The organism is Sphingomonas sediminicola (genome assembly GCF_014489515.1).
Lineage (GTDB): Bacteria > Pseudomonadota > Alphaproteobacteria > Sphingomonadales > Sphingomonadaceae > Sphingomicrobium > Sphingomicrobium sediminicola.
Genome location: NZ_CP060782.1, coordinates 1,235,734 through 1,255,013, shown reverse-complemented (window position 1 = coordinate 1,255,013; position 19,280 = coordinate 1,235,734). Strand labels below are relative to the sequence as shown.

The window sequence follows — 19,280 nt, the reverse complement described above, 5'->3', positions numbered from 1 at the left end:
GTGGGCTCGGCAGGAATTGCCGTGGTCCCGGGCGGATTCGCTAATAGCAAGGCGCTCGCGGACACAGCCGCGAGGCCAATCGCAACTTTCAACATATTGGTGATGCTCCCTTTTGCGAGGGCGCGGCTACGCCTCGACAAGTCGTTGCTCAATCGAAATGCTTGCAAGGGGCTATGCAGATGTGAATAGCTGTCGGCGGTGTTCTCGTGGGACGATATCGGCGTGTTTCTCGCGCTCTATCGGGAGCGAACGACCGGCCGCGCCGCAAACGCCCGGGGAGTTAGCCAGCCGACGATCGTCCGGCGCATTGCTGCTCTCGAGAATGACCTCGGCCTAGCGTTGTTCGAGCGCAGTCCTACGGGCCTGATGCCCACTGATGCCGCGCACGGCTTGTATGCATCCGCGCAGCGCATCGAGCGGTCGGTTTGCGAGTTCACCGCCGAGGTGGACGGGCTCACCGGCGCTGAAGTGAATCTGATCCGGCTGACGTTCCTCGATCATTTCGAGCAATTGTTGATTCCGGTTCTACGCGACTTCCGATCCCGATGGCCACGTGTCCAGACGCAGCTCCTTGCAAGCGATCACATCTACGATCTTGCACGGGGCGAAGCCGACATTGGGGTTCGCGGACGCGACCGGCCGACCAGCGACGAACTGATTGTCCGCCAGCTGCCGCCGAGCGGATGGACAATCTACGCTTCGGCCCACTCTTCGGCAGAGGAGCGGCCGCGCGCCCCGCGGACGTTGCCGGACATCCGATTGCGCTGGTCGGGGGCGTCCCCGCGACCCTCCCGGTCTATCTGTGGCTTGAAGAGTTTGCGTCGTCTGGTCCTCCTCCCGCGCGGTGCAACAATTATCGGGCGATCAAATCGCTTGTCGCTTCCGGATCGGTTTTGTCGGCGCTGCCCTGCACAATCGGGGATGGCGATTCGGATCTGGTTCGGTGCTTTCCTCCACTCGAAGAATGGGATGTGCCGATTTATCTTATCGGACGGCGTGCGATCCTGCGTCGGCCTCCGGCGCGCGATCTGTTCGATTCGATCGCCGCGCATTTCGATCGCCATCCGGAACTGCTGATGGGCGTGCGCTGATGCGGCCCGACGTTCTCAATCCACTATTCGCAGAGGTGGATACGCTGCCGGGCGTCGGCCCGCAGGTCGCGAAACTCCTCAAGCGTCTCGACATCACACGTGTCGTGGACCTCCTCTATCACCTGCCGACCGGCGTGATCGAGCGAGTCAGGGCACGAGCGGCAACCGGCAACCTGCTCGGATGCAATGTCATCCTCGATCTAACGCCCTTCCAGACGCGCGAGCCACGGTCGGGCAGGGGACCGATGCGCGTGTTCGCATCGGACGCGGACGGTAACTCGATCAGTCTCATTTACTTCAACAATCCCGGCTGGGCGAAGAAGAGCCTGCCGATGGGTGAAAAGAGGACGGTCGCCGGAAAGCTCGAAGCCTACGGTGACGAATGGCAGATCATCCACCCCGAAGTGCTTACGGCGGATAAGGGCTCGGAGCTTTCGATCCGCGAGCCCGTCTATGGCCTGACCGAAGGGCTGACGAACAAGCGCCTTCGCGAATTGGCCGTGATGGCCTTGGAGCGTGCCCGGAGCTGCCCGAGTGGATCGAGCCGAGCCTTGCCGCTCGCGAGGCTTGGCGGCCGTGGCGCGCGGCGATCGCCGAAGCGCATCGCGATCCGGGGACGGACGATCCGCGCCGGCGCCTCGCCTATGACGAAGTGTTCGCCAATCAGCTCGCTCTCCTGCTTCTTCGGCAGGCCTCCCGGCGCAACCGCGGAGTCGCACTTGCAGGAGACGGGAAGCTAATCGGCAAACTCAAGCTGCCGTACCATCTGACGGGCGCGCAACGGCGCGTGGTCGAGGAGATCCGTGGCGACATGGCGCAGACCGCGCCGATGCTGCGGCTCCTCCAGGGCGACGTCGGCTCGGGCAAGACGCTGGTGGCGCTAATGTCGATGCTGACCGCTATCGAATCCGGCGCTCAGGCCGCCTTGCTCGCCCCGACAGAGATTCTCGCGCGCCAGCATCATGCGACGTTGTTGAAGCAACTCGACAGCATCGGCGTGCGTGTCGCGATCCTGACCGGGCGGGAGAAGGGGAAGGCGCGGGAGTCCGTCCTGATGGGCCTCGCCGACGGTTCGATCGACATCCTCGTCGGCACGCACGCGATCTTCCAGGAGAAGGTCGGTTACAAGAATCTCGGGCTCGCGATCATCGATGAACAGCATCGCTTCGGCGTGTCGCAGCGCCTGTTGCTTGCCTCGAAAGCAGAAAAGCCTCCGCACTTGCTGGTCATGACTGCCACGCCGATCCCGCGGACCCTGACGCTCACCCAATATGGCGAGATGGACGTCAGCCGGATCGACGAAATGCCGCCGGGCCGCACCCCCGTCGAAACGCGCGTGATCAGCGAAGAGAGACTCAGCGAGGTGGTCGATGGTCTGGGGCGCCATCACGCACTTGGCGGCCAGGCTTATTGGGTCTGCCCGCTGGTCGAGGAAAGTGAGAAGAGCGACGCCGCGGCAGCCGAAGAACGGGCCCGCATACTCCGCCTGCGCTTCGGCGACGACAAGGTTGGGCTCGTCCACGGGCGCATGAAAGGCCCGGAGAAAGACGCGGTCATGGCCCGTTTTGCTGCCAATGAGCTTGCCGTCTTGGTCGCCACGACCGTGATCGAGGTGGGCGTCGATGTGCCCAATGCGACCTTGATGATTGTAGAGGGGGCCGAGCGCTTTGGCCTTGCCCAGCTGCACCAGCTTCGCGGGCGCGTCGGACGTGGTACGGGCAAGAGCACCTGTCTGCTTATCCGCGGTCAGAATCTCACTGAGGTAGGACGCGCCCGGCTAGGCCTGATGCGAGAGACCAGTGATGGCTTCCGCATCGCCGAGGAAGATTTGCGCCTGCGCGGTCCGGGAGAAATCCTTGGTACCCGCCAGTCGGGCGAAGTCGCTTTCCGGGTAGCAACGGCTCAAGACGTCGAGGAACTCGCCCAGATTGCGCAGGACGATGCGCTTATCTTGCTCGACCGCGACGGAGGCCTTGCTGGGCCTCGGGGACAAGCCGCGCGGATTTGCCTTTACCTGTTCGAGCGAGATCAAGCGGTCGGCCTGATCAGGAGCGGTTAGCGCACCAGAAGCGCGTGCCGCTTCTTGCCCAGGCTGAGCTTCACCGGCTCGCCTCCGACTTCGACGACCAGCGCGGCATCCGACACGGCCTCGTCGTTCAGCCGCACTGCGCCCTCGGCGATCTTGCGGCGGGCTTCCTTGTTCGATGGCGTGAAGCCAAGCTGAGTCAGTGCATGGGCGAGGCTGACTCCTTCGCCGACCGACAGTGTTGGCAGGTTATCGCCGCTACCACCCTGCTCAAAGGTTGCGCGCGCCGTATCAGTCGCTGCCGATGCAGCCTCGCGGCCATGCAGCATCGCGGTCGCCTCGGTAGCCAGCACAATCTTCGCCTCGTTGATCCCGGCGCCCGGTAAAGCCTCAAGTCGCTCGACTTCTTCGAGCGGGAGGTCGGTGAAAAGCCGCAGGAATTTGCCGACGCTGGAATCGTCCGTGTTCCGCCAGAACTGCCAGTAATCGTAGGCGCTCAGCTGTTCCTCGTTGAGCCAGACGGCGCCCTGCGCGGTCTTCCCCATCTTCGAGCCGTCAGGGTTGGTGATCAGGGGCGTCGTCACACCGAACACCTCCGTGCCCTCGATGCGGCGCGTGAGCTCGATACCGTTGACGATATTGCCCCACTGGTCCGACCCGCCGAGCTGCAGCCGCAAGCCGTGACGCCGCGACAGCTCCAGGAAGTCGTAGGCCTGGAGGATCATGTAATTGAATTCGAGGAAGGTGAGCGGCTGCTCGCGATCAAGGCGCAGGCGGACGCTGTCGAACGTCAGCATGCGATTGATGGTAAAGTGCCGGCCGACATCGCGAAGGAAGGGGACGTACTCGAGCTTGCTCAGCCAGTCGTCGTTGTTGACCATCACCGCGTCCGTCGGGCCCTCACCGAAGGTCAGGAAGCGCTCGAATACGCGTCGGATGCCGGCGATGTTCGCGTCGATCTCCGCATCGGTGAGAAGCTTGCGGCTCTCGTCCTTGCCGGTCGGATCGCCGACCTTGGTCGTTCCGCCGCCCATCAGCACGATCGGCTTGTGACCGGCCTGCTGCATGCGGCGGAGTATCATGATCTGGACAAGGCTGCCGACGTGAAGGCTCGGCGCGGTCGCGTCGAAGCCGATGTAGCCGGTCACGATCTCCTTCGACGCCAGGGCATCGAGACCTTCGGCGTCAGTCAGCTGGTGAATGTATCCGCGCTCGTCGAGCAGCTTTAGGAGAGAGGAACGGAACTCGGTCATGCTCGCCGCTTAGCGTGATGCTCTCCGTCCTGCTACTGTGGGCGCAATGCAGCTGAACCTCATTCCGCATCCGGACACGCCGCCTTCGCAGCCCGACTTCAAGGTGTGGGCGAGTGTCGATCATGCAGGGGCTTTCGGCGCGACGGCGACGACCAACATCTGGTTCGGGGTCGGTGCGCCTGCATCGCGTTTCGCCATTCCAGCGGCCGAGGAGCCGTCTCGAGCCGATGAGCTATGGAAGACCACCTGCTTCGAAATCTTCCTGCAAGAGGCAGGCTCGGACGCCTATCAGGAGTGGAATTTCGCCCCGTCCGGAGACTGGGCCGCCTATCGCTTTTCAAATCACCGCGAAGACATGACCGAGTTTGAGGTGAGCGCCCCGCCTTACATCCGCATGGAGGACAATCTGACATGGTGGACGCTCGGCGCGACCATTGCGGTCGAAGCCGGCAAGAGCTGGGAGTTCAATCTCACTGCGGTCCTTGAGGAAAAGGATGGGACCAAATCCTACTGGGCGGTGGCCCATGCGCCGGACAAGCCGGATTTCCATCATCCCGATTGCTTCGTCGCCAAGCTCCCTTAAGCAGCCTTCATGAGCCTGTTTGGAATCGATCGCCTCTTGGCGGACCCGGAATTGCGACGCCCGCTCGAAGGACAGCGCGTCGCGCTGCTCGCGCACCCGGCCTCTGTCACCAAGGACCTGACGCACAGTATCGACGCCTTGTTCGCGGCGGGATTGAAGGTTTCGTCCGTCTTCGGCCCGCAGCATGGCGTCCGCGGCGACCTCCAGGACAATATGATGGAGTCGCCCGACTTCACCGATCCGACCTACGGTATCCCGGTATTCAGCCTGTATGGCGAGGTTCGCCGTCCGACCGGCCAATCGATGAGCACCTTCGACACGATCCTCATCGACCTGCAGGACCTGGGCTGCCGAATCTACACCTACGTCACGACGTTGCTTTACGTGCTCGAAGCTGCAGCCGAGCACGGAAAGAGTGTCTGGGTTCTCGACCGCCCCAATCCCGCAGGCAGGCCGATCGAAGGGTTGATCCTGCGATCGGGCTGGGAAAGTTTCGTCGGCGCCGCTGAGATCCCGATGCGTCATGGGCTGACGCTTGGTGAATTGGGCGCCTGGTTCATCGATTGCTTCAAGCTGGATGTCGATTATCGCGTGATCGAAATGGCCGACTGGCAACCTGAAGGCCCGGGCTTCGGCTGGCCGCAGGAGCGCGTCTGGATCAACCCGAGCCCCAACGCCGCCAACCTCAACATGGCGCGCGCCTATGCGGGCACGGTGATGCTCGAAGGCACGACGCTTAGTGAAGGCAGGGGCACAACGCGCCCGCTGGAAATTTTCGGTGCGCCGGACATCGATGCGGGCAAGGTCATCGCTGAGATGCACGCCCTTGCACCGCGCTGGCTCGAAGGCTGCAAGCTGCGCGAAATCTGGTTCGAGCCGACCTTCCACAAGCATGTCGGAACGCTGTGCAACGGCGTGCACATCCACGCCGAAGGGCCCTTCTACGATCACACTTATTTCAAGCCGTGGCGGCTGCAGGCGCTCGCCTTCAAGGTAATCCGCAATCTCAATCCGGATTACGAGCTATGGCGCGATTTCCCCTACGAGTATGAGTTCGACAAGCTCGCCATCGACGTGATCAACGGCTCGCCATTGCTCCGCGAATGGGTCGAGGATCCGAACGGGACGCCGGACGATCTCGACGCAATCACACTCCCCGACGAACGTGCTTGGAATGAACAGAGGCGCGCCTTTCTTCGCTACTGAATGGCGTGGTTAACGAAAGAGTAGGGGCTTCGCTCTATCCCGCTCACGAAGGAATTCGTTGGAGCGCACGCGGGTCATGGCCACACACGGTATCGAGGAAGTCACTGAGAACGCGATCCGCAGCGTTGCGCGGGACTGTGGCTCCCTGTCGATGGAATGCAGTGACGTCGCCGGTTACGTCAGGGATGTCGGGACCCGCATTACCGAGCATCTCAGCATGCTCGACCAGCTCGAAGAGGTAACAACCCGCCTTCTTGGCGACCAGGCGCGCGTTTCGGATTCGACCGACGAGGCCCGGCTCTTGTCCGAGCAGGCCCGCGCCAAGCTCGAGGCCGGCCGCGAAGCCATCGACGGGACGATCGCCGGTTTCAAGGGTCTGACCGATCTCGTCGTCCAGCTTGGCGAGCGCATGGCAGGCTTCGCGTCGGCCATGAACCAGGTTCAGACGGTCTCCTCCACCATCGAGACGATTGCCCGCAAGACGAACATGCTCGCGCTCAACGCGACGATCGAGGCTGCCCGCGCCGGTGATGCCGGCCGCAGCTTCGCGGTCGTTGCCGCCGAGGTGAAAAAGCTCGCGCACGACACACGCGCCGCCACCAGCCAGATCGCATCGACGATCGGCGAGTTGACCCGAGAGGCGGGAGCCGTCACCACCGAGATCAAGACCGGCGTCGAACGCAGCCGTGCAGCCCAGTCAGGCTTCGGCCAGATCAGCGAGACCGTCCGCGAGGTCGCCGAGATCGTTACGATGGTCGACCGCCAGACCGAGGGCATCGCGCACTCGACCAGCATGATCCAGACCAGCGTCGACCGCGTGAAGGCCGGGCTGACCGACTTTGCCGGCGATGCACGCAACAATGGCAGCCAGTTGCTCCAGGCGCAGAAGCGTCTCGAGCACCTCGAAATGCTGTCGAACACGATGCTCGACACGCTCGCCAATTCGGGCGCGGAGATCGACGACACGCCGTTCATCCTGAAAGCTCAGGAAACGATGCGCGCCATCCAGGCGGTTATCGAGCGCGGTCTCGAAAGTGGCGAGATCACCTTGGATGACGTGTTCGATCGCCAATATCGGTTGATCGAGGGATCGAATCCCGAGCAGTATGACAATCGTTTCTGCGACTATGCGGACCGCTATGTTCGGCCGATCCTGGACCGGGTGAAGGGTGGAGACGAGCGCCTGATCGGTTCCGCGATCACCGATGTGAACGGCTATTTGCCGACGCACCTCACGGAGCGCAGTCATGTTCCAGGTCCGGATCCGCTCTGGAACGATGCGCACTGCCGCAACAAGCGCATCATGATGGACGATACGACCGCCGCGGCGATCGTGAGCGAGAAGCCTGCGATGCTCGCGACCTATCGCATGGAGCTTGGCGAGAAGTTCATCCCGGTGAAGAACGTGTTCGTTCCGCTGTGGATCAAGGGCCGCCGCTGGGGCAATTACGAGCTCGCTTACCGCGACGACTGATCGTCGCTTCCGAGATTATGAACTGAAGATAACGTGGGCATCTGCTTCGTAGCAGGGGCCCGTTCTCTTAATAATCGCCGCGGGCTTCGGCGCGGGCCTCGAGCAGGTCGAACAGGCCGCGGTGCTGGAGCAGAAGCTGCTCGCCGCCGAATCCAAGCGCTCGCTCGCTGGCCATCGTGTCGGAGGCAGCTTCGATCACCGCCACGACCGATGCTTCGTCCGGCAGCGCGGGCGCCGGGGAATCGACGCCGGCTCGAGCAGCGGCACGATCCAGCAGGCGGCGGATGGGCCACCAATCGCCGACTAGCGCAGCGGCAGCACCAAGTGCGCATCCACGGCGCTCGGAAGTTGCGAGGATCTCCAGCGCATTGCGTTGAGCGTTCATGGCCGCTTCGGTCTCGGCGGCGCCAGGGGTGCTCGGCAGCGGCCCGACCGCGGAGGTCAGCCGGACAAGGAACAGGCGTTCACGCTCGAAACCTTCGGCGGCGCGGGCTAGCCAGTCGCGGGCCGGCCCTGCTTCGGCAATTTGGTGCGCGAGTTCGACGAGACTGGGTGGGCTGCCATGCAAACCACAGAGCAAGTGCACTGAATCGGCGATGTCGCGCGCCGTGTTCGTGCCGGAACCTTCGAGAAGGGCATTCAGATAGCGATGGCGTGACGATCCATCCGCGGCGACGCGCGCGAGGTGCGCTTCGGCTACGCTGACCGCTGAACGGCCGACGGACCGATTGATCGCCATTCTGTTCCCTCATCACGCGGAGCGAAAGCCCTAGTCCGTGGACCCTAGCCCAAGGGCGTAAAGAGGAGGTTTATGCGGCGTTAGATTGGCGGAAAGGACCGGTCAGGCGGCGATCAGCTCCCGCTCGGGCTGAGAATGGAACTCGACGTGCGCCGGCAGTTCGACGATTCCGGCATCCTCGACCGTCGCTTCGGCATACTGGGGCTTCGGGAAGACAAGGTGGGACACGCCGACGATGAGGCCGAGGCCGACATAGGCGCCGATCATCAGGGCAGGACCGAAAAAGAGTAGGCCGATCAGGCCGATGCGAAGGAAGATCGGGTTGAAACCCAGATGATCGCCGACCGCCTGGCAGATCCCGAACAGACGCTCAGGCTGGCCCGGCTCGGAATTGTCGACTTCGTTGGCGGCGTACTGAGTGTCGTGCATCGAACTTTCCTTATTGCGTGTGGCCATCGGCCTTTCTTGATGCACTGGAATAAGCAAGGCGCATGCCAGAGCTGGAAAATGGCCGTTTAACGGGATTTTCATTAGAATGATGAGCAACTGAGGACGTCCTCGTCACGGGCTGCAGCCCCAATGTTGGGAAAATCCACGAACCTTGGTGCGGGGCCTACGGGCTTTCTGCCGTAAGCCGGACCGTCTGCCGCCATTCCTGCGTTTGACCGTCAACAAACAGACAGGAGCATGGATATGGCCGACCTAAGCCTGACCGACATTTCCGAGAAAATGCGCGACATCGATTTCGCGGTGCTTTCGACCCGCACGGACGGCGGCGCGGTCGCGGGTCGGCCGATGAGCAATAACCGCCAGGTCGATTATGACGGCGACAGCTTCTTTTTCACCTGTGAAGACTCACGGACGGTAAGCGACATTCGCCGCGATCCGAATGTCGGGCTGACTTACCAGGCGAAGTCCGGAATGCTTGGGATGAAGCCCTTCTTTATCACTGTCGAAGGCCGGGCAGAGCTGATCCAGGACAAAGCGGAGTTCGCCGAGCATTGGACGAAGGACCTCGACGCCTGGTTCAAGCAGGGCATCGACACCCGAGGTCTTACGCTCATCAAGGTTGTCGCGGAGCGTCTGCACTATTGGGATGGTTATGATTCCGGTGAGATCGCGCTGAAGGAGCGGGCCACTGCCTGATCTGGGGAGAGTGGAAGCCCTGCCTCTGGGGAAGGCGAAGGGTCGGGCAGGGCTTCCCTGACGCTGTGTCCACTGGTCCTGACCTCGCAAGGGGAGGAGCGTTATCAGGACAGAATTCGATATTTACTCTTCCAGCCTTAAGCCTGTCCGAAGGATGACGGTTAACGGCTTGGTCAATTCCTCACGTTGATGAAGTCAGGATGCGGTGCAACCAACCGCCGCCATGATCCGCGATGTGACAGAGGAAGACGCAGAAGCGATCGCCGCAATCTATGCGCACCACGTTGCTCATGGCACAGCATCGTACGACATTGGTGCTCCATCAGTAGACGAGACTAGTGCGAAGATCCGCCGCATCATCGGTGCGAGCTGGCCGTTCATTGTCGCCGATGAGGGTGGGTCCGTCGTCGCCTATGCCTACGTCACGCAATTTCGCGACCGGGCGGCATATGCCTGGACTTGCGAGGACAGCATTTATGTCCATCCGGATTGGCAGGGCCGTGGAATTGGAAAAGGGCTGCTGCAGGAGCTTCTGCGGAGGGCGGAGGCTTTTGGCTTCCGGCAGATGGCCGCGGTGATCGGCGGAGCGGAGCCGGCATCGATCCGGCTTCATGCTGGCTGCGGCTTCCGTGAAGTCGGCAGGCTGCATGCGGTTGGCTGGAAGCATGGGCGTTGGCTCGACAGCGTCTACATGCAGATCGCGCTCGGGGAAGGGTCGAGCGAGCCGCCGAATATCTGATCTGGGAGGAGGTGGAAGCCCTGCCCTCTGGGGAAGGCGAAGGGTGGGGCAGGGCTTCTCTAGTCGTTCCGGCAGAGCCGCTCCAAAAAACGCCGGGGCAACGCTGCTGAGGACCTTATTTACCGGTCACCGCTTAAGCTGGTACCAAAGCAATTGGTTACCGAAATCCTCATATTTCGACTGGCTTATCGGGCCTGGACGCGGACGAGAGGACGGGTCCAGCCGCGGCGGATCGGCGAATATTTCAGGCGCACGGTCTCGATGTCCCGCGGTTGCCGGCGAGGTCGATGTTGCGAGTGCAGGCGCCAGCGCCGATGCGCTGGCGGACGCGGACGTCCTGATGCCCGCCATTCTCGAAGCGGACGTCGAAGTCGCGCATGACGATCGGTGCGTTGAAGACGCACAGGCGAACCTGGCGATAAAGGGCATGGCCCTGGACGGAAATCCGGTCGGTGTCGACGCCCCCGCTGACGGTCTTGTAGCCGATGGTGCGCCAGGAGGAGCCGCCGTGATGGCGCTGCTGTGCATCGGCGGGGACGGCGGCGACCATTCCTGCGGCGCCGAGGGCCAGGGCGGACATCAGGACATATGTTCTCATTATCTGATCCCTCCTTCGGATCTTGACGGTGAGAACGGACCTGAGTCCCGAAGCGTTGCACGGCCTGACGGCTCGCTCGCGTCGGCCCGTCCTATGTGAACGCCAGCGAAACGAAGGCTGAATCACTGCTGGATGATGGTCGTTTCGTAGTCGATGCGGATCTGCACCCACTCGCCGATCAGCTCCTTCCCATTCTTGCGGGGCGGCCTTACCCGGAACTGCCAGGCGGCCTGCCGGACCGCGCTCGCCAGGTGAGAGCCGCGCGGCGACTGGCCCAGCTCGATGCAGTCATCGACACGGTTCTGCGGAAGGGTTCTGCAGGCGATCAGGCCGTAACCATCCGGAGCGTTGCGGGGGAGGTAACCGCGAAGCTCGGCGGAGGTCGGTTCGCGAGCCCATTCGGCGGCGTAGAGTACTTCGCCGTTCGGGCCACGGCCGACCGTCCGCGAATCGCCGGCACCGCCCGAGCCCGATCCGGAGCCCACGGCCTTCGGAAGCCGAGTGATTTCCGCCGCCGCCAGTTCTTCCTTGGTCATTGGAATGAGGTCGAGTGGGCGTTCATCGGGGATGGGGGGCTTGATCGGAAGGACGTGGGGTAGGCGGGGACGGGGCGGGGTGATTTGCGCCGTGGGTTTCGGCCTCTCCGCCTTCTCGGCTTTGCTCGACGCTCCGCTCGATTCGGGCACGAGGTTCACGATCAGTGCGTCGGATGGCTTCAGTGGCGGGCCAGAGCGCAGGGCGCCGATCCCCAGCAATACGATGATGAGCACCACGTTGATCGCGACCGCGAGCGCGATTCCGGACGCGCGGCGTCGAAGCGGCGTCTCGTCATACGCGGAGCGGAGGCGATAGGTGGACAGGATCTGGTCTTGGTTTCAGCGTCGCGAAGAACGCCACTAGCCCGAGCGAAGTTGAACCGCGAGTGAAAGTCGCTCGGGCGAGCAGAATGGCGGTTGATTTCCTAAGCCGCGCCGCGAGCACGCATGCGGAGCGCGCGTTCTTCGCGGGGAGTTGGGGACGCCAGCATGCGCGTCACGGCTTTCTTAAGCGCCGTGTCGACCCGCGTGACATCATCTGCTCGATCGTGCGCCCGGCGAAACGAATTGCGGGTGTGGGGGTTGTATGTGGTCAAAGGGTTGATCCCGAAACGAGAATTGGAGACGTCACTTGGCGGAGGCCGAGCAGAAAGCCCAATTGGGCGTGCAGGGACTGGACGATATCACCGCGGGAGGCCTTTCCCGAGGCCGCTTGTTCCTGCTGGAAGGAAGCCCGGGCACGGGCAAGACGACGATTGCCACGCAATTCCTCATGGCCGGCGCCGCCGCCGGGGAAAGCGCGCTCTACATCACTTTGTCCGAAACGGAGGACGAGCTTCGCGCCAGCGCCGCGTCGCACGGGTGGTCGCTGGAGGGCATCGACATCTTCGAGCTGGTGCCGCCTGAGAGCCTGCTCGACGAGGACCAGCAGCAGAGCCTGCTTTATTCCTCCGACCTGGAACTTGGTGAGACGACCAAGCGCATTTTCGAATCGTTCGAGAATGTGAAGCCGAAGCGGGTGGTTCTCGACAGCCTGTCGGAGATTCGCCTGCTGGCGCAATCCTCGCTTCGGTATCGCCGCCAGATCCTGGCGCTGAAGCATTATTTCGCCCGAAGCGGCGCGACCGTGCTGATGCTCGACGACCTTTCGAGCGAGGCCAACGACCGCACGATGCACAGCGTCGCGCATGGCGTCATCCGCCTGGAGGAGCTCTCGCCCGAATATGGAGCGGAACGCCGCCGGCTTCGCGTCATCAAGTATCGCGGACAAAGGTATCGCGGCGGCAATCACGACTTCGTCATCGACACCGGCGGGGTGCGCGTGTTCCCACGGCTGGTGTCGTCGGAGCATCGCCGGCCATTCAAGCGCGAGGTTGTCCCGAGCAGGTCCGCGGAGCTGAATGCGCTGCTGGGCGGCGGCGTGGAGCGCGGCTCCAGCACGCTGATCCTGGGCCCGGCCGGCACCGGGAAGTCCCTGCTGGCGCTCAATTTCGTCGTCGGCGCGTTGAGCCGCGGCGAGCGGGCCGCGATGTTCGTGTTCGACGAGGAACTCGGGCTGTTGTTCGAACGCGCCAAAGGGCTCGGGATCGACCTTCAGGCAATGGTCGACAGCGAGCGGCTGTTGATCGAGCAGGTGGATGCGGCGGAGTTGACGCCGGGCGAGCTTTCCGAGCGCGTTCGGTACTGCGTCGAAGACAGCGGCGCGCGAACCGTCGTCATCGACAGCCTCAACGGATACCAGGCGGCGATGCCGGAGGAGCAGTCGCTCATCCTGCACATGCACGAGCTGCTCCAGTATCTGAACCGCAAGGGCGCCTCGACATTCCTGACCGTGGCCCAGCATGGGCTGGTCGGCGACATGAAGTCGCCGGTCGATGTGACCTACCTCGCCGACACGGTCATCCTGCTTCGCTATTTCGAAGCGCGCGGGCGGGTTCGGCGCGCCATCTCGGTAATCAAGAAGCGCACGAGCGCCCACGAAGATACGATCCGCGAATATCGCATCGGCAGCGAGGGAATCACACTGGGTGAGCCACTGATGAACTTCCAGGGCGTGCTTCGCGGCGTCCCTGAGCTCGTCGGCAAAGGGGAATCGTTGCTCGAGCCCGCTACAGTATGATTCCACACCTCTCGGAACGAGCTCTGATACTGGCTCCGCAGGGGCGTGATGCTGCGGTAGCGGCCGCGATGCTGCACGAGGCTCGATTGCGAAGCCAGATCGTCGGCGACCTCGGCGAACTGATCGCCAATCTGGATGCCGGCGCCGGTTTCGCAATCGTAACGGAGGAGGCGTTGGCTGGTTCGCCTCTTCATGGCCTGTCTGACTGGATCGCGGGTCAGGAGGAATGGTCCGACTTTCCGTTCGTCCTGTTGACGCGGCGCGGTGGCGGGCTCGAGCGAAACCCGTCGGCCGCCCGCTATCTGGAGTTGCTGGGCAACGCCACGTTCCTGGAGCGGCCGTTCCACCCGACGACTCTGGTCAGCCTGGCCCAGTCCGCACTCAGGGGGCGGCGCAGGCAATATGAAGCGCGTGCAAGGCTCAAGGAGCTCAATGACCTGGCCAAGGATTTGGAGCGCCGGGTCGAGGAACGCACGGCCGAGCATGAAGCGGCCGTGGCCCAGCTGCATGAAGTGCAGAAGCTGGAAACCTTGGGCCAGTTGACGGGCGGAGTGGCGCACGACTTCAACAATCTGCTCACTCCGATCACCGGCGCCCTCGATATTCTTCACAAGCAATATGGCGATACGGACCCTCGCTCGGCGAGGCTTCTTGGCAATGCGCTGAAAGCGGCGGACCGGGCCAAGACGCTTGTTCAACGGTTGCTTGGCTTTGCGCGGCGTCAGACGCTGCAGACCGAGGCGGTGGACATCGTTCGTCTGATCACGGGAATGCGCGACCTTATTGCGAGCTCAATCGGTCCGACCATTGAAATTCGTTTCGAGCATGAGGCTGAGCTTCCGGGCGCCGTCGTCGACCCGAACCAGCTCGAACTCGCGATCCTGAACCTTTGCGTGAACGCGCGTGACGCCATGCCCGACGGCGGCCATCTTACGATCGCTCTTCGACAGGAGTCTGTGCGCGCAGGCGAAGTCCCCATGCTGGCGCCAGGCGATTATGTTCGGCTGTCGGTCATCGACGACGGTTGCGGCATGTCCGGCGACACGCTCGCCCGCGCGATCGAGCCGTTCTATTCTACCAAGGAGGTTGGACGAGGGACCGGGCTCGGCTTGTCGATGGTTCATGGTCTTGCCGCCCAGCTGGGTGGTGGATTTTCCATCTCCAGCGAACTGGGCGAGGGGACGTCCGTCGATCTCTACTTCCCGATCGCGGCCGAGCAGGCCTCCGAGACGGATATTCCCTCCGCCGGCACGTCGCGACCCAGCCAGCGCAAGCTGTCGGTACTCCTCGTCGACGACGAGGATCTCGTCCGGTTTGCAACGGCGGAAATGGTTCGTGAGCTCGGCCACAGGGTGACCGACGTTGGAAGCGGCGTCGAAGCCTTGGAGCAACTCCGTCAGGGTCTGGAAGTCGACGTCGTGATTACTGACTACAAAATGCCGCGGATGGATGGAGCCCAGCTTGCGCAGCAAATCGGCGAGACGCGTCCATCGGTCCCAGTCCTGATCATCACCGGTTACACGGGTGTAAGCGGCGACGCCCTGAACCTGCCGCGGCTGGCGAAGCCCTTTGGCCAAGCCGAGATTGCGGCCGCGCTGGCAAACCTTACCGCCGGAGACGAGAAGGTCGTTCGGTTTCCGACGCGCGCCAAGACAGGCGCCTAGCGGCTACTGGTCCAGGAAGCTCCGCATCTTCCGCGAGCGGCTTGGATGCTTCAGCTTGCGCAGCGCCTTCGCCTCGATCTGACGGATACGTTCGCGGGTCACGCTGAACTGCTGCCCGACTTCCTCCAGCGTGTGATCGGTGTTCATGCCGATGCCGAAACGCATGCGCAGCACGCGCTCTTCGCGTGGGGTGAGTGATGCGAGGACTCGCGTCACCGTTTCCTTGAGGTTCGACTGGATCGCCGCGTCCACCGGGATGACGGCGTTCTTGTCCTCGATGAAATCGCCGAGGTGGCTGTCTTCCTCGTCGCCGATCGGCGTTTCGAGGCTGATCGGCTCCTTGGCGATCTTCATCACCTTGCGGACCTTTTCGAGCGGCATCGAAAGGCGTTCGGCGAGTTCCTCCGGTGTCGCTTCGCGGCCGGTCTCGTGCAGGAACTGGCGGCCCGTGCGGACGAGCTTGTTGATCGTCTCGATCATGTGGACCGGGATGCGGATGGTCCGCGCCTGGTCGGCGATCGAGCGGGTGATCGCCTGCCGGATCCACCAGGTGGCGTAGGTCGAGAATTTGTAGCCGCGGCGGTACTCGAACTTGTCGACCGCCTTCATCAGGCCAATGTTGCCTTCCTGGATGAGGTCCAGGAACTGCAGGCCGCGGTTCGTGTACTTCTTGGCGATGGAAATCACGAGGCGGAGGTTGGCCTCGACCATCTCCTTCTTCGCGATGCGGGCCTCGCGCTCGCCCTTCTGCACCATGTTCACGATGCGGCGGTATTCGGGGAGCGAGGTGCCGACGGCCTGCGCGATTTCGCTGATGTCGGTGCGGATACGCTCGGCGCTTTCGCGCTCGGCGGTTGCGAAGGCCGCGAACTTCTTGTCGATTCCGGCGGCGCGGTCGAGCCAGCTGTCGTCGAGCTCATTGCCCGTATAGCTGTCGAGGAAAGCGCGGCGCGGCACGCGATGCCGCTCGGCAAGGCGCAGCATCTGTCCGCCCAGTGCCATTAGGCGGCGGTTGTAGCTGTAGAGCTGCTCGACGAGGAACTCGATCTTCGCGTTGTGGAACTGGACGCTCTCGACCTCGGCGGTAAGCTGCTCGCGGAGCTTTTGGTACTTCTTCTCATCGGCGGGCGGGAATTCCGAGCCGCTCTGAAGCGCATCAAGGCGCGCGGCCTGGAGCTTCGAGAACTTCTTGAAGAGCGAGGTGATGGTCGCGAACTTCTCCAGCGCCTGTGGCTTGAGCTGCTCCTCCATCTGGGCGAGCGACAGGGCGTTTTCGTCGTCTTCCTCTTCGACCTGCGGCTTGGTGCGGCGGTCGACCATGTCCTCGTCGTCTTCGTTGGTCCCGGCCTCGGGCTCATCGGCGACCTCGTCCTCTTCCTTGATGGACGGGCCGGCGGTCTTCTCGCTTATTTCGCCCTCGGCTCCGCCTTCATCGCCTTCCTCGCTTTGCGCGATCTGCTCGGCGGTCGGGCCCTTCGACAGCATGGCTTCGAGATCCATAATCTCGCGCAGCTGCATGCGGCCCTCGTTGAGGGCGTTCGACCAATCAATGATGGCGTTGAAGGTCATGGGGCTTTCGCAAAGGCCCCAGATCATGATGTCGCGGCCCGCCTCGATGCGCTTGGCGATGGCAATCTCGCCCTCACGGGAGAGGAGTTCCACTGCACCCATCTCGCGAAGGTACATGCGGACGGGGTCGTCGGTGCGGTCGGTAGGTTCCTTCTTAGTCGCGGCGGCAGGGCGCGGGCCGCCGTCGTCGAGGGGATCGACCTCGTCTTCGGTCGTGTCCTCTTCCTGCTTGTCCTCTTCGTCGTCCGAGGCTTCCTCATTCTCGACGACGTTGATGCCCATGTCGTTGATCGCGGACATGATATCCTCGATCTGCTCCGAGGACATCTGGTCCTGGGGCAAAGCTTCGTTCAGCTCGTCGATGGTGATGAACCCGCGCTTCTTCGCACGGGCGATCATCTTCTTGATCGACGCGTCGTTGAGATCGATCAGCGGTGCATCGCCGCTGTCCTGGGTCTCGGTTTCTACTGCTTCGTTTTTCGCCATGTGTGCCGCCGCTTAGTCACTGCCGGCGAGAGACGCCAGCCGCTCCTTGATTTCCTCACGTTTCGAGTGCAGCCGACGCTGCTCCTCGAACGCATCCTCTTCGCCTTCCTTCAAACGCTCGGTCGCGGCTTTCAGGGCCGCACCTATCTCCCCGTCCGCCATCAACGCATCGATCGCGGTCCCGAGGTCGCGTACGGCCCGGTCTGGATCCGTGTCGCTGCGGGTGAAGGAAAAAGCCATTGTTCCGGTTCGGCGCGCTTTCTCGAGGTCGGCCGCCGCTCCACTGTCGCGCAATATGGTAGCAAGTGCCTCCCGATCAAGCATTTCGCCGGAAACGGCTGCATCGACCAGCCGGTCGCGTATCCGTGCGAGGGTCGCCTCGCCGATCGGAAGGGAGGCCAGTTGCTCGCAATGATGCTCCAGCGCCTCCGGAAAATTAACAAAACCGAGGACCAGGGCGCGGGCCATGGTTCGGTCGATGCCAGTCGCTGCAATGGCGCGTACGGCAGGGCCCGCGGGAGGCTTGGGCGGTACCCAGCGCGCGCCGCGCTGGTTTGGCTGGCCAGAATATCTGGACTGAAACTCGCGGCGCGGCTGGAATTGCGGGCGGGCGGGTGTGACCTCATCGTGGAATCGCCGAAGCCACTCTTCGCGGTAGAGGCGGGCAAGCGCCTGGTCGCCGATCGCCTGAGAATGCTCGATCAGGCGCTGGCGGAGACCGGCTCGGGCCTCGGGCGTCGTCAGCGGCTGCGCCTGGAGCTCGTGGCGCCAGAGGCGGTCGACCAGCGGCTCGGGTTCGGCAAACAGGGCTTCCAATGCCTCGCGGCCGCCGTTGTTGACGACGTCGTCCGGGTCCTGGCCCGCCGGAAGCTCGACGAACCGCAGGGTCCGTTCAGGGCCGAGGTGGGGAAGGGCGCGGGTTGCTGCGCGGATGGCGGCCTTCTGGCCTGCGCTGTCGCCATCGAAGCAGAGGATCGGGTTCGGATCGAGCCGCCACATCCGCTCGAGCTGGTGCTCGGTGACGGCGGTGCCGTTGGGCGCCACGGCCTCGGCGATGCCGGCTCGGTCGAGGGCGATCACGTCCATGTAGCCCTCGACGACGATCAGGCGCTTCGCCGAACGGGTCGCCGGGCTGGCGAGATCAAGGTTGTAGAGGGTGCGGCCCTTGTCGAAGAGCGGTGTGTCGGGGGAGTTGAGGTACTTGGGCTCGCCGGCGCCCAGGATGCGGCCGCCAAATGCGATCACCCGACCACGGGCGTCGCGGATCGGGATCATGATCCGGCCGCGGAAGCGGTCGTAGGTCTCGCCCTCGTCATTCTTGACGAGCATGCCCGTCTCGACGAGCTTGTCCTCGCCGAGGCTCGATAGTCCGGTCTTGAGCTTGTTTCGTCCCTCAGGCGCTAGACCGATGCCGAAGCGGGCGACGGTTGCTGGGCCGATGCCGCGGTTTTTCAAATATTCGCGGGCCTCTGCGCCTTCGATCCCGGCGAGTTGCTCGGCGAACCATTTCTGGCACGACGCCATGACGTCAGTCAGCGTTGAGGTGCGCTCGGATCGTTCGCGTGCTTGTGGGTCGGGGGCAGGGACTTCGAGCCCGGCCTTGCCCGCAAGCTCCTTCACCGCATCCATGAAGGGCAAGCCCCGCGCATCGGTCAGGAAGCGGATCGCGTCGCCATGCGCGCCGCATCCGAAGCAGTGATAGAAGCCCTTTTCGTCGTTGATCGTGAAGCTGGGCGTCTTCTCATTGTGGAAGGGGCAGCAGGCTTTCCATTCGCGGCCAGCGCGGATCAGCTTCACCGACGGCGAGATAACCGCCGACAGCAAGGTCCGGGCACGAAGCTCGTCGAGGAAGGCGGGACTTAAGCTCATTGGGCGACCGGATTTTCTCGCATCCGACTCGGCGCGCGGCAAGCGCATGAAGGCGATTTATCCACAGATGAGGTGGGCCGATTTTGCAGGTGAAGATTTGACCATGCCCGCAAGGGACGGAATCGACGGGATTATTTCTCCTGCGGAATGAGCGGAAATAGGGTTAATCTCTTCTTTGTTCC

14 protein-coding genes and 2 pseudogenes are annotated in these 19,280 nt (G+C 63.1%); 9 read left to right on the top strand and 7 right to left on the bottom strand.

From position 1 onward, the window contains the following. Nucleotides 1–198 precede the first annotated feature (198 nt). Together H9L14_RS06730 and recG are read left to right on the top strand one after the other, a co-directional pair. Nucleotides 199–1,091, top strand: a pseudogene (locus H9L14_RS06730) (LysR family transcriptional regulator). Continuing rightward, a pseudogene (recG, locus tag H9L14_RS06725) lies at nucleotides 1,091–3,150 on the top strand (ATP-dependent DNA helicase RecG). Before H9L14_RS06730 ends, recG begins: the two co-directional pseudogenes overlap by 1 nt. Here recG and tyrS read toward each other — a convergent pair. Continuing rightward, complete coding sequence (tyrS, locus tag H9L14_RS06720) at nucleotides 3,147–4,370, bottom strand: tyrosine--tRNA ligase (RefSeq protein ID WP_187709700.1); 1,224 nt, start codon at nucleotides 4,368–4,370, stop codon at nucleotides 3,147–3,149. The pseudogene recG and the gene tyrS sit on opposite strands and share 4 nt — an antisense overlap. Nucleotides 4,371–4,416: 46 nt before the next feature. Between tyrS and H9L14_RS06715 the strand changes: the two genes are divergently transcribed. The 3 genes from H9L14_RS06715 to H9L14_RS06705 all read left to right on the top strand — a co-directional run bounded on the left by H9L14_RS06715 (nucleotide 4,417) and on the right by H9L14_RS06705 (nucleotide 7,633). Beyond that, entirely contained in the window at nucleotides 4,417–4,953 is a 537-nt protein-coding gene (locus tag H9L14_RS06715) for a DOMON-like domain-containing protein (RefSeq protein WP_187709699.1), read from the top strand. 9 nt (nucleotides 4,954–4,962) lie between these two features. Further along, on the top strand, nucleotides 4,963–6,159 hold the full coding sequence (locus tag H9L14_RS06710) for an exo-beta-N-acetylmuramidase NamZ family protein (RefSeq protein WP_187709698.1): 1,197 nt from the start codon (nucleotides 4,963–4,965) through the stop codon (nucleotides 6,157–6,159). Between the two features lie 76 nt (nucleotides 6,160–6,235). Next, nucleotides 6,236–7,633, top strand: coding sequence for a methyl-accepting chemotaxis protein (locus H9L14_RS06705; RefSeq protein ID WP_187709697.1), 1,398 nt, complete (start codon nucleotides 6,236–6,238; stop codon nucleotides 7,631–7,633). A gap of 67 nt (nucleotides 7,634–7,700) precedes the next feature. Here H9L14_RS06705 and H9L14_RS06700 read toward each other — a convergent pair whose 3' ends face one another. Together H9L14_RS06700 and H9L14_RS06695 are read right to left on the bottom strand one after the other, a co-directional pair. Next, the gene (locus H9L14_RS06700; protein WP_246444530.1) at nucleotides 7,701–8,372 is read right to left on the bottom strand and encodes a DUF6975 family protein; all 672 of its coding nucleotides are present in this window, start codon (nucleotides 8,370–8,372) and stop codon (nucleotides 7,701–7,703) included. A gap of 102 nt (nucleotides 8,373–8,474) precedes the next feature. Next, a complete protein-coding gene (locus tag H9L14_RS06695; RefSeq protein WP_187709696.1) occupies nucleotides 8,475–8,801 on the bottom strand; it encodes a PspC domain-containing protein in 327 nt (108 codons plus the stop codon). A gap of 264 nt (nucleotides 8,802–9,065) precedes the next feature. Between H9L14_RS06695 and H9L14_RS06690 the strand changes: the two genes are divergently transcribed. Both H9L14_RS06690 and H9L14_RS06685 read left to right on the top strand, forming a co-directional pair. Then, nucleotides 9,066–9,518: a pyridoxamine 5'-phosphate oxidase family protein gene (locus tag H9L14_RS06690; RefSeq protein ID WP_187709695.1), complete on the top strand. Its 453-nt coding sequence runs from the start codon at nucleotides 9,066–9,068 to the stop codon at nucleotides 9,516–9,518. Nucleotides 9,519–9,741: 223 nt separating this feature from the next. Further along, on the top strand, nucleotides 9,742–10,257 hold the full coding sequence (locus H9L14_RS06685; RefSeq protein WP_187709694.1) for a GNAT family N-acetyltransferase: 516 nt from the start codon (nucleotides 9,742–9,744) through the stop codon (nucleotides 10,255–10,257). Between the two features lie 244 nt (nucleotides 10,258–10,501). On the opposite strand, the gene H9L14_RS06680 is transcribed toward H9L14_RS06685, so the two are convergent. Then, complete coding sequence (locus H9L14_RS06680; protein WP_187709693.1) at nucleotides 10,502–10,855, bottom strand: hypothetical protein; 354 nt, start codon at nucleotides 10,853–10,855, stop codon at nucleotides 10,502–10,504. Between the two features lie 122 nt (nucleotides 10,856–10,977). Then, nucleotides 10,978–11,625: a hypothetical protein gene (locus tag H9L14_RS06675; protein ID WP_187709692.1), complete on the bottom strand. Its 648-nt coding sequence runs from the start codon at nucleotides 11,623–11,625 to the stop codon at nucleotides 10,978–10,980. 430 nt (nucleotides 11,626–12,055) lie between these two features. Here H9L14_RS06675 and H9L14_RS06670 point away from each other — a divergent pair, with 430 nt between their 5' ends. Both H9L14_RS06670 and H9L14_RS06665 read left to right on the top strand, forming a co-directional pair. After that, entirely contained in the window at nucleotides 12,056–13,510 is a 1,455-nt protein-coding gene (locus H9L14_RS06670; protein WP_187709891.1) for an ATPase domain-containing protein, read from the top strand. After that, a complete protein-coding gene (locus tag H9L14_RS06665) occupies nucleotides 13,507–15,174 on the top strand; it encodes an ATP-binding protein (protein ID WP_222949947.1) in 1,668 nt (555 codons plus the stop codon). Before H9L14_RS06670 ends, H9L14_RS06665 begins: the two co-directional genes overlap by 4 nt. 3 nt (nucleotides 15,175–15,177) lie before the next feature. On the opposite strand, the gene rpoD is transcribed toward H9L14_RS06665, so the two are convergent. Together rpoD and dnaG are read right to left on the bottom strand one after the other, a co-directional pair. Continuing rightward, a complete protein-coding gene (gene rpoD / locus H9L14_RS06660; protein ID WP_187709691.1) occupies nucleotides 15,178–17,229 on the bottom strand; it encodes an RNA polymerase sigma factor RpoD in 2,052 nt (683 codons plus the stop codon). Nucleotides 17,230–17,241: 12 nt separating this feature from the next. Continuing rightward, nucleotides 17,242–19,098, bottom strand: a complete 1,857-nt coding sequence (gene dnaG / locus H9L14_RS06655) for a DNA primase (protein ID WP_187709690.1) — start codon at nucleotides 19,096–19,098, stop codon at nucleotides 17,242–17,244. Between the last annotated feature and the right edge of the window lie 182 nt (nucleotides 19,099–19,280).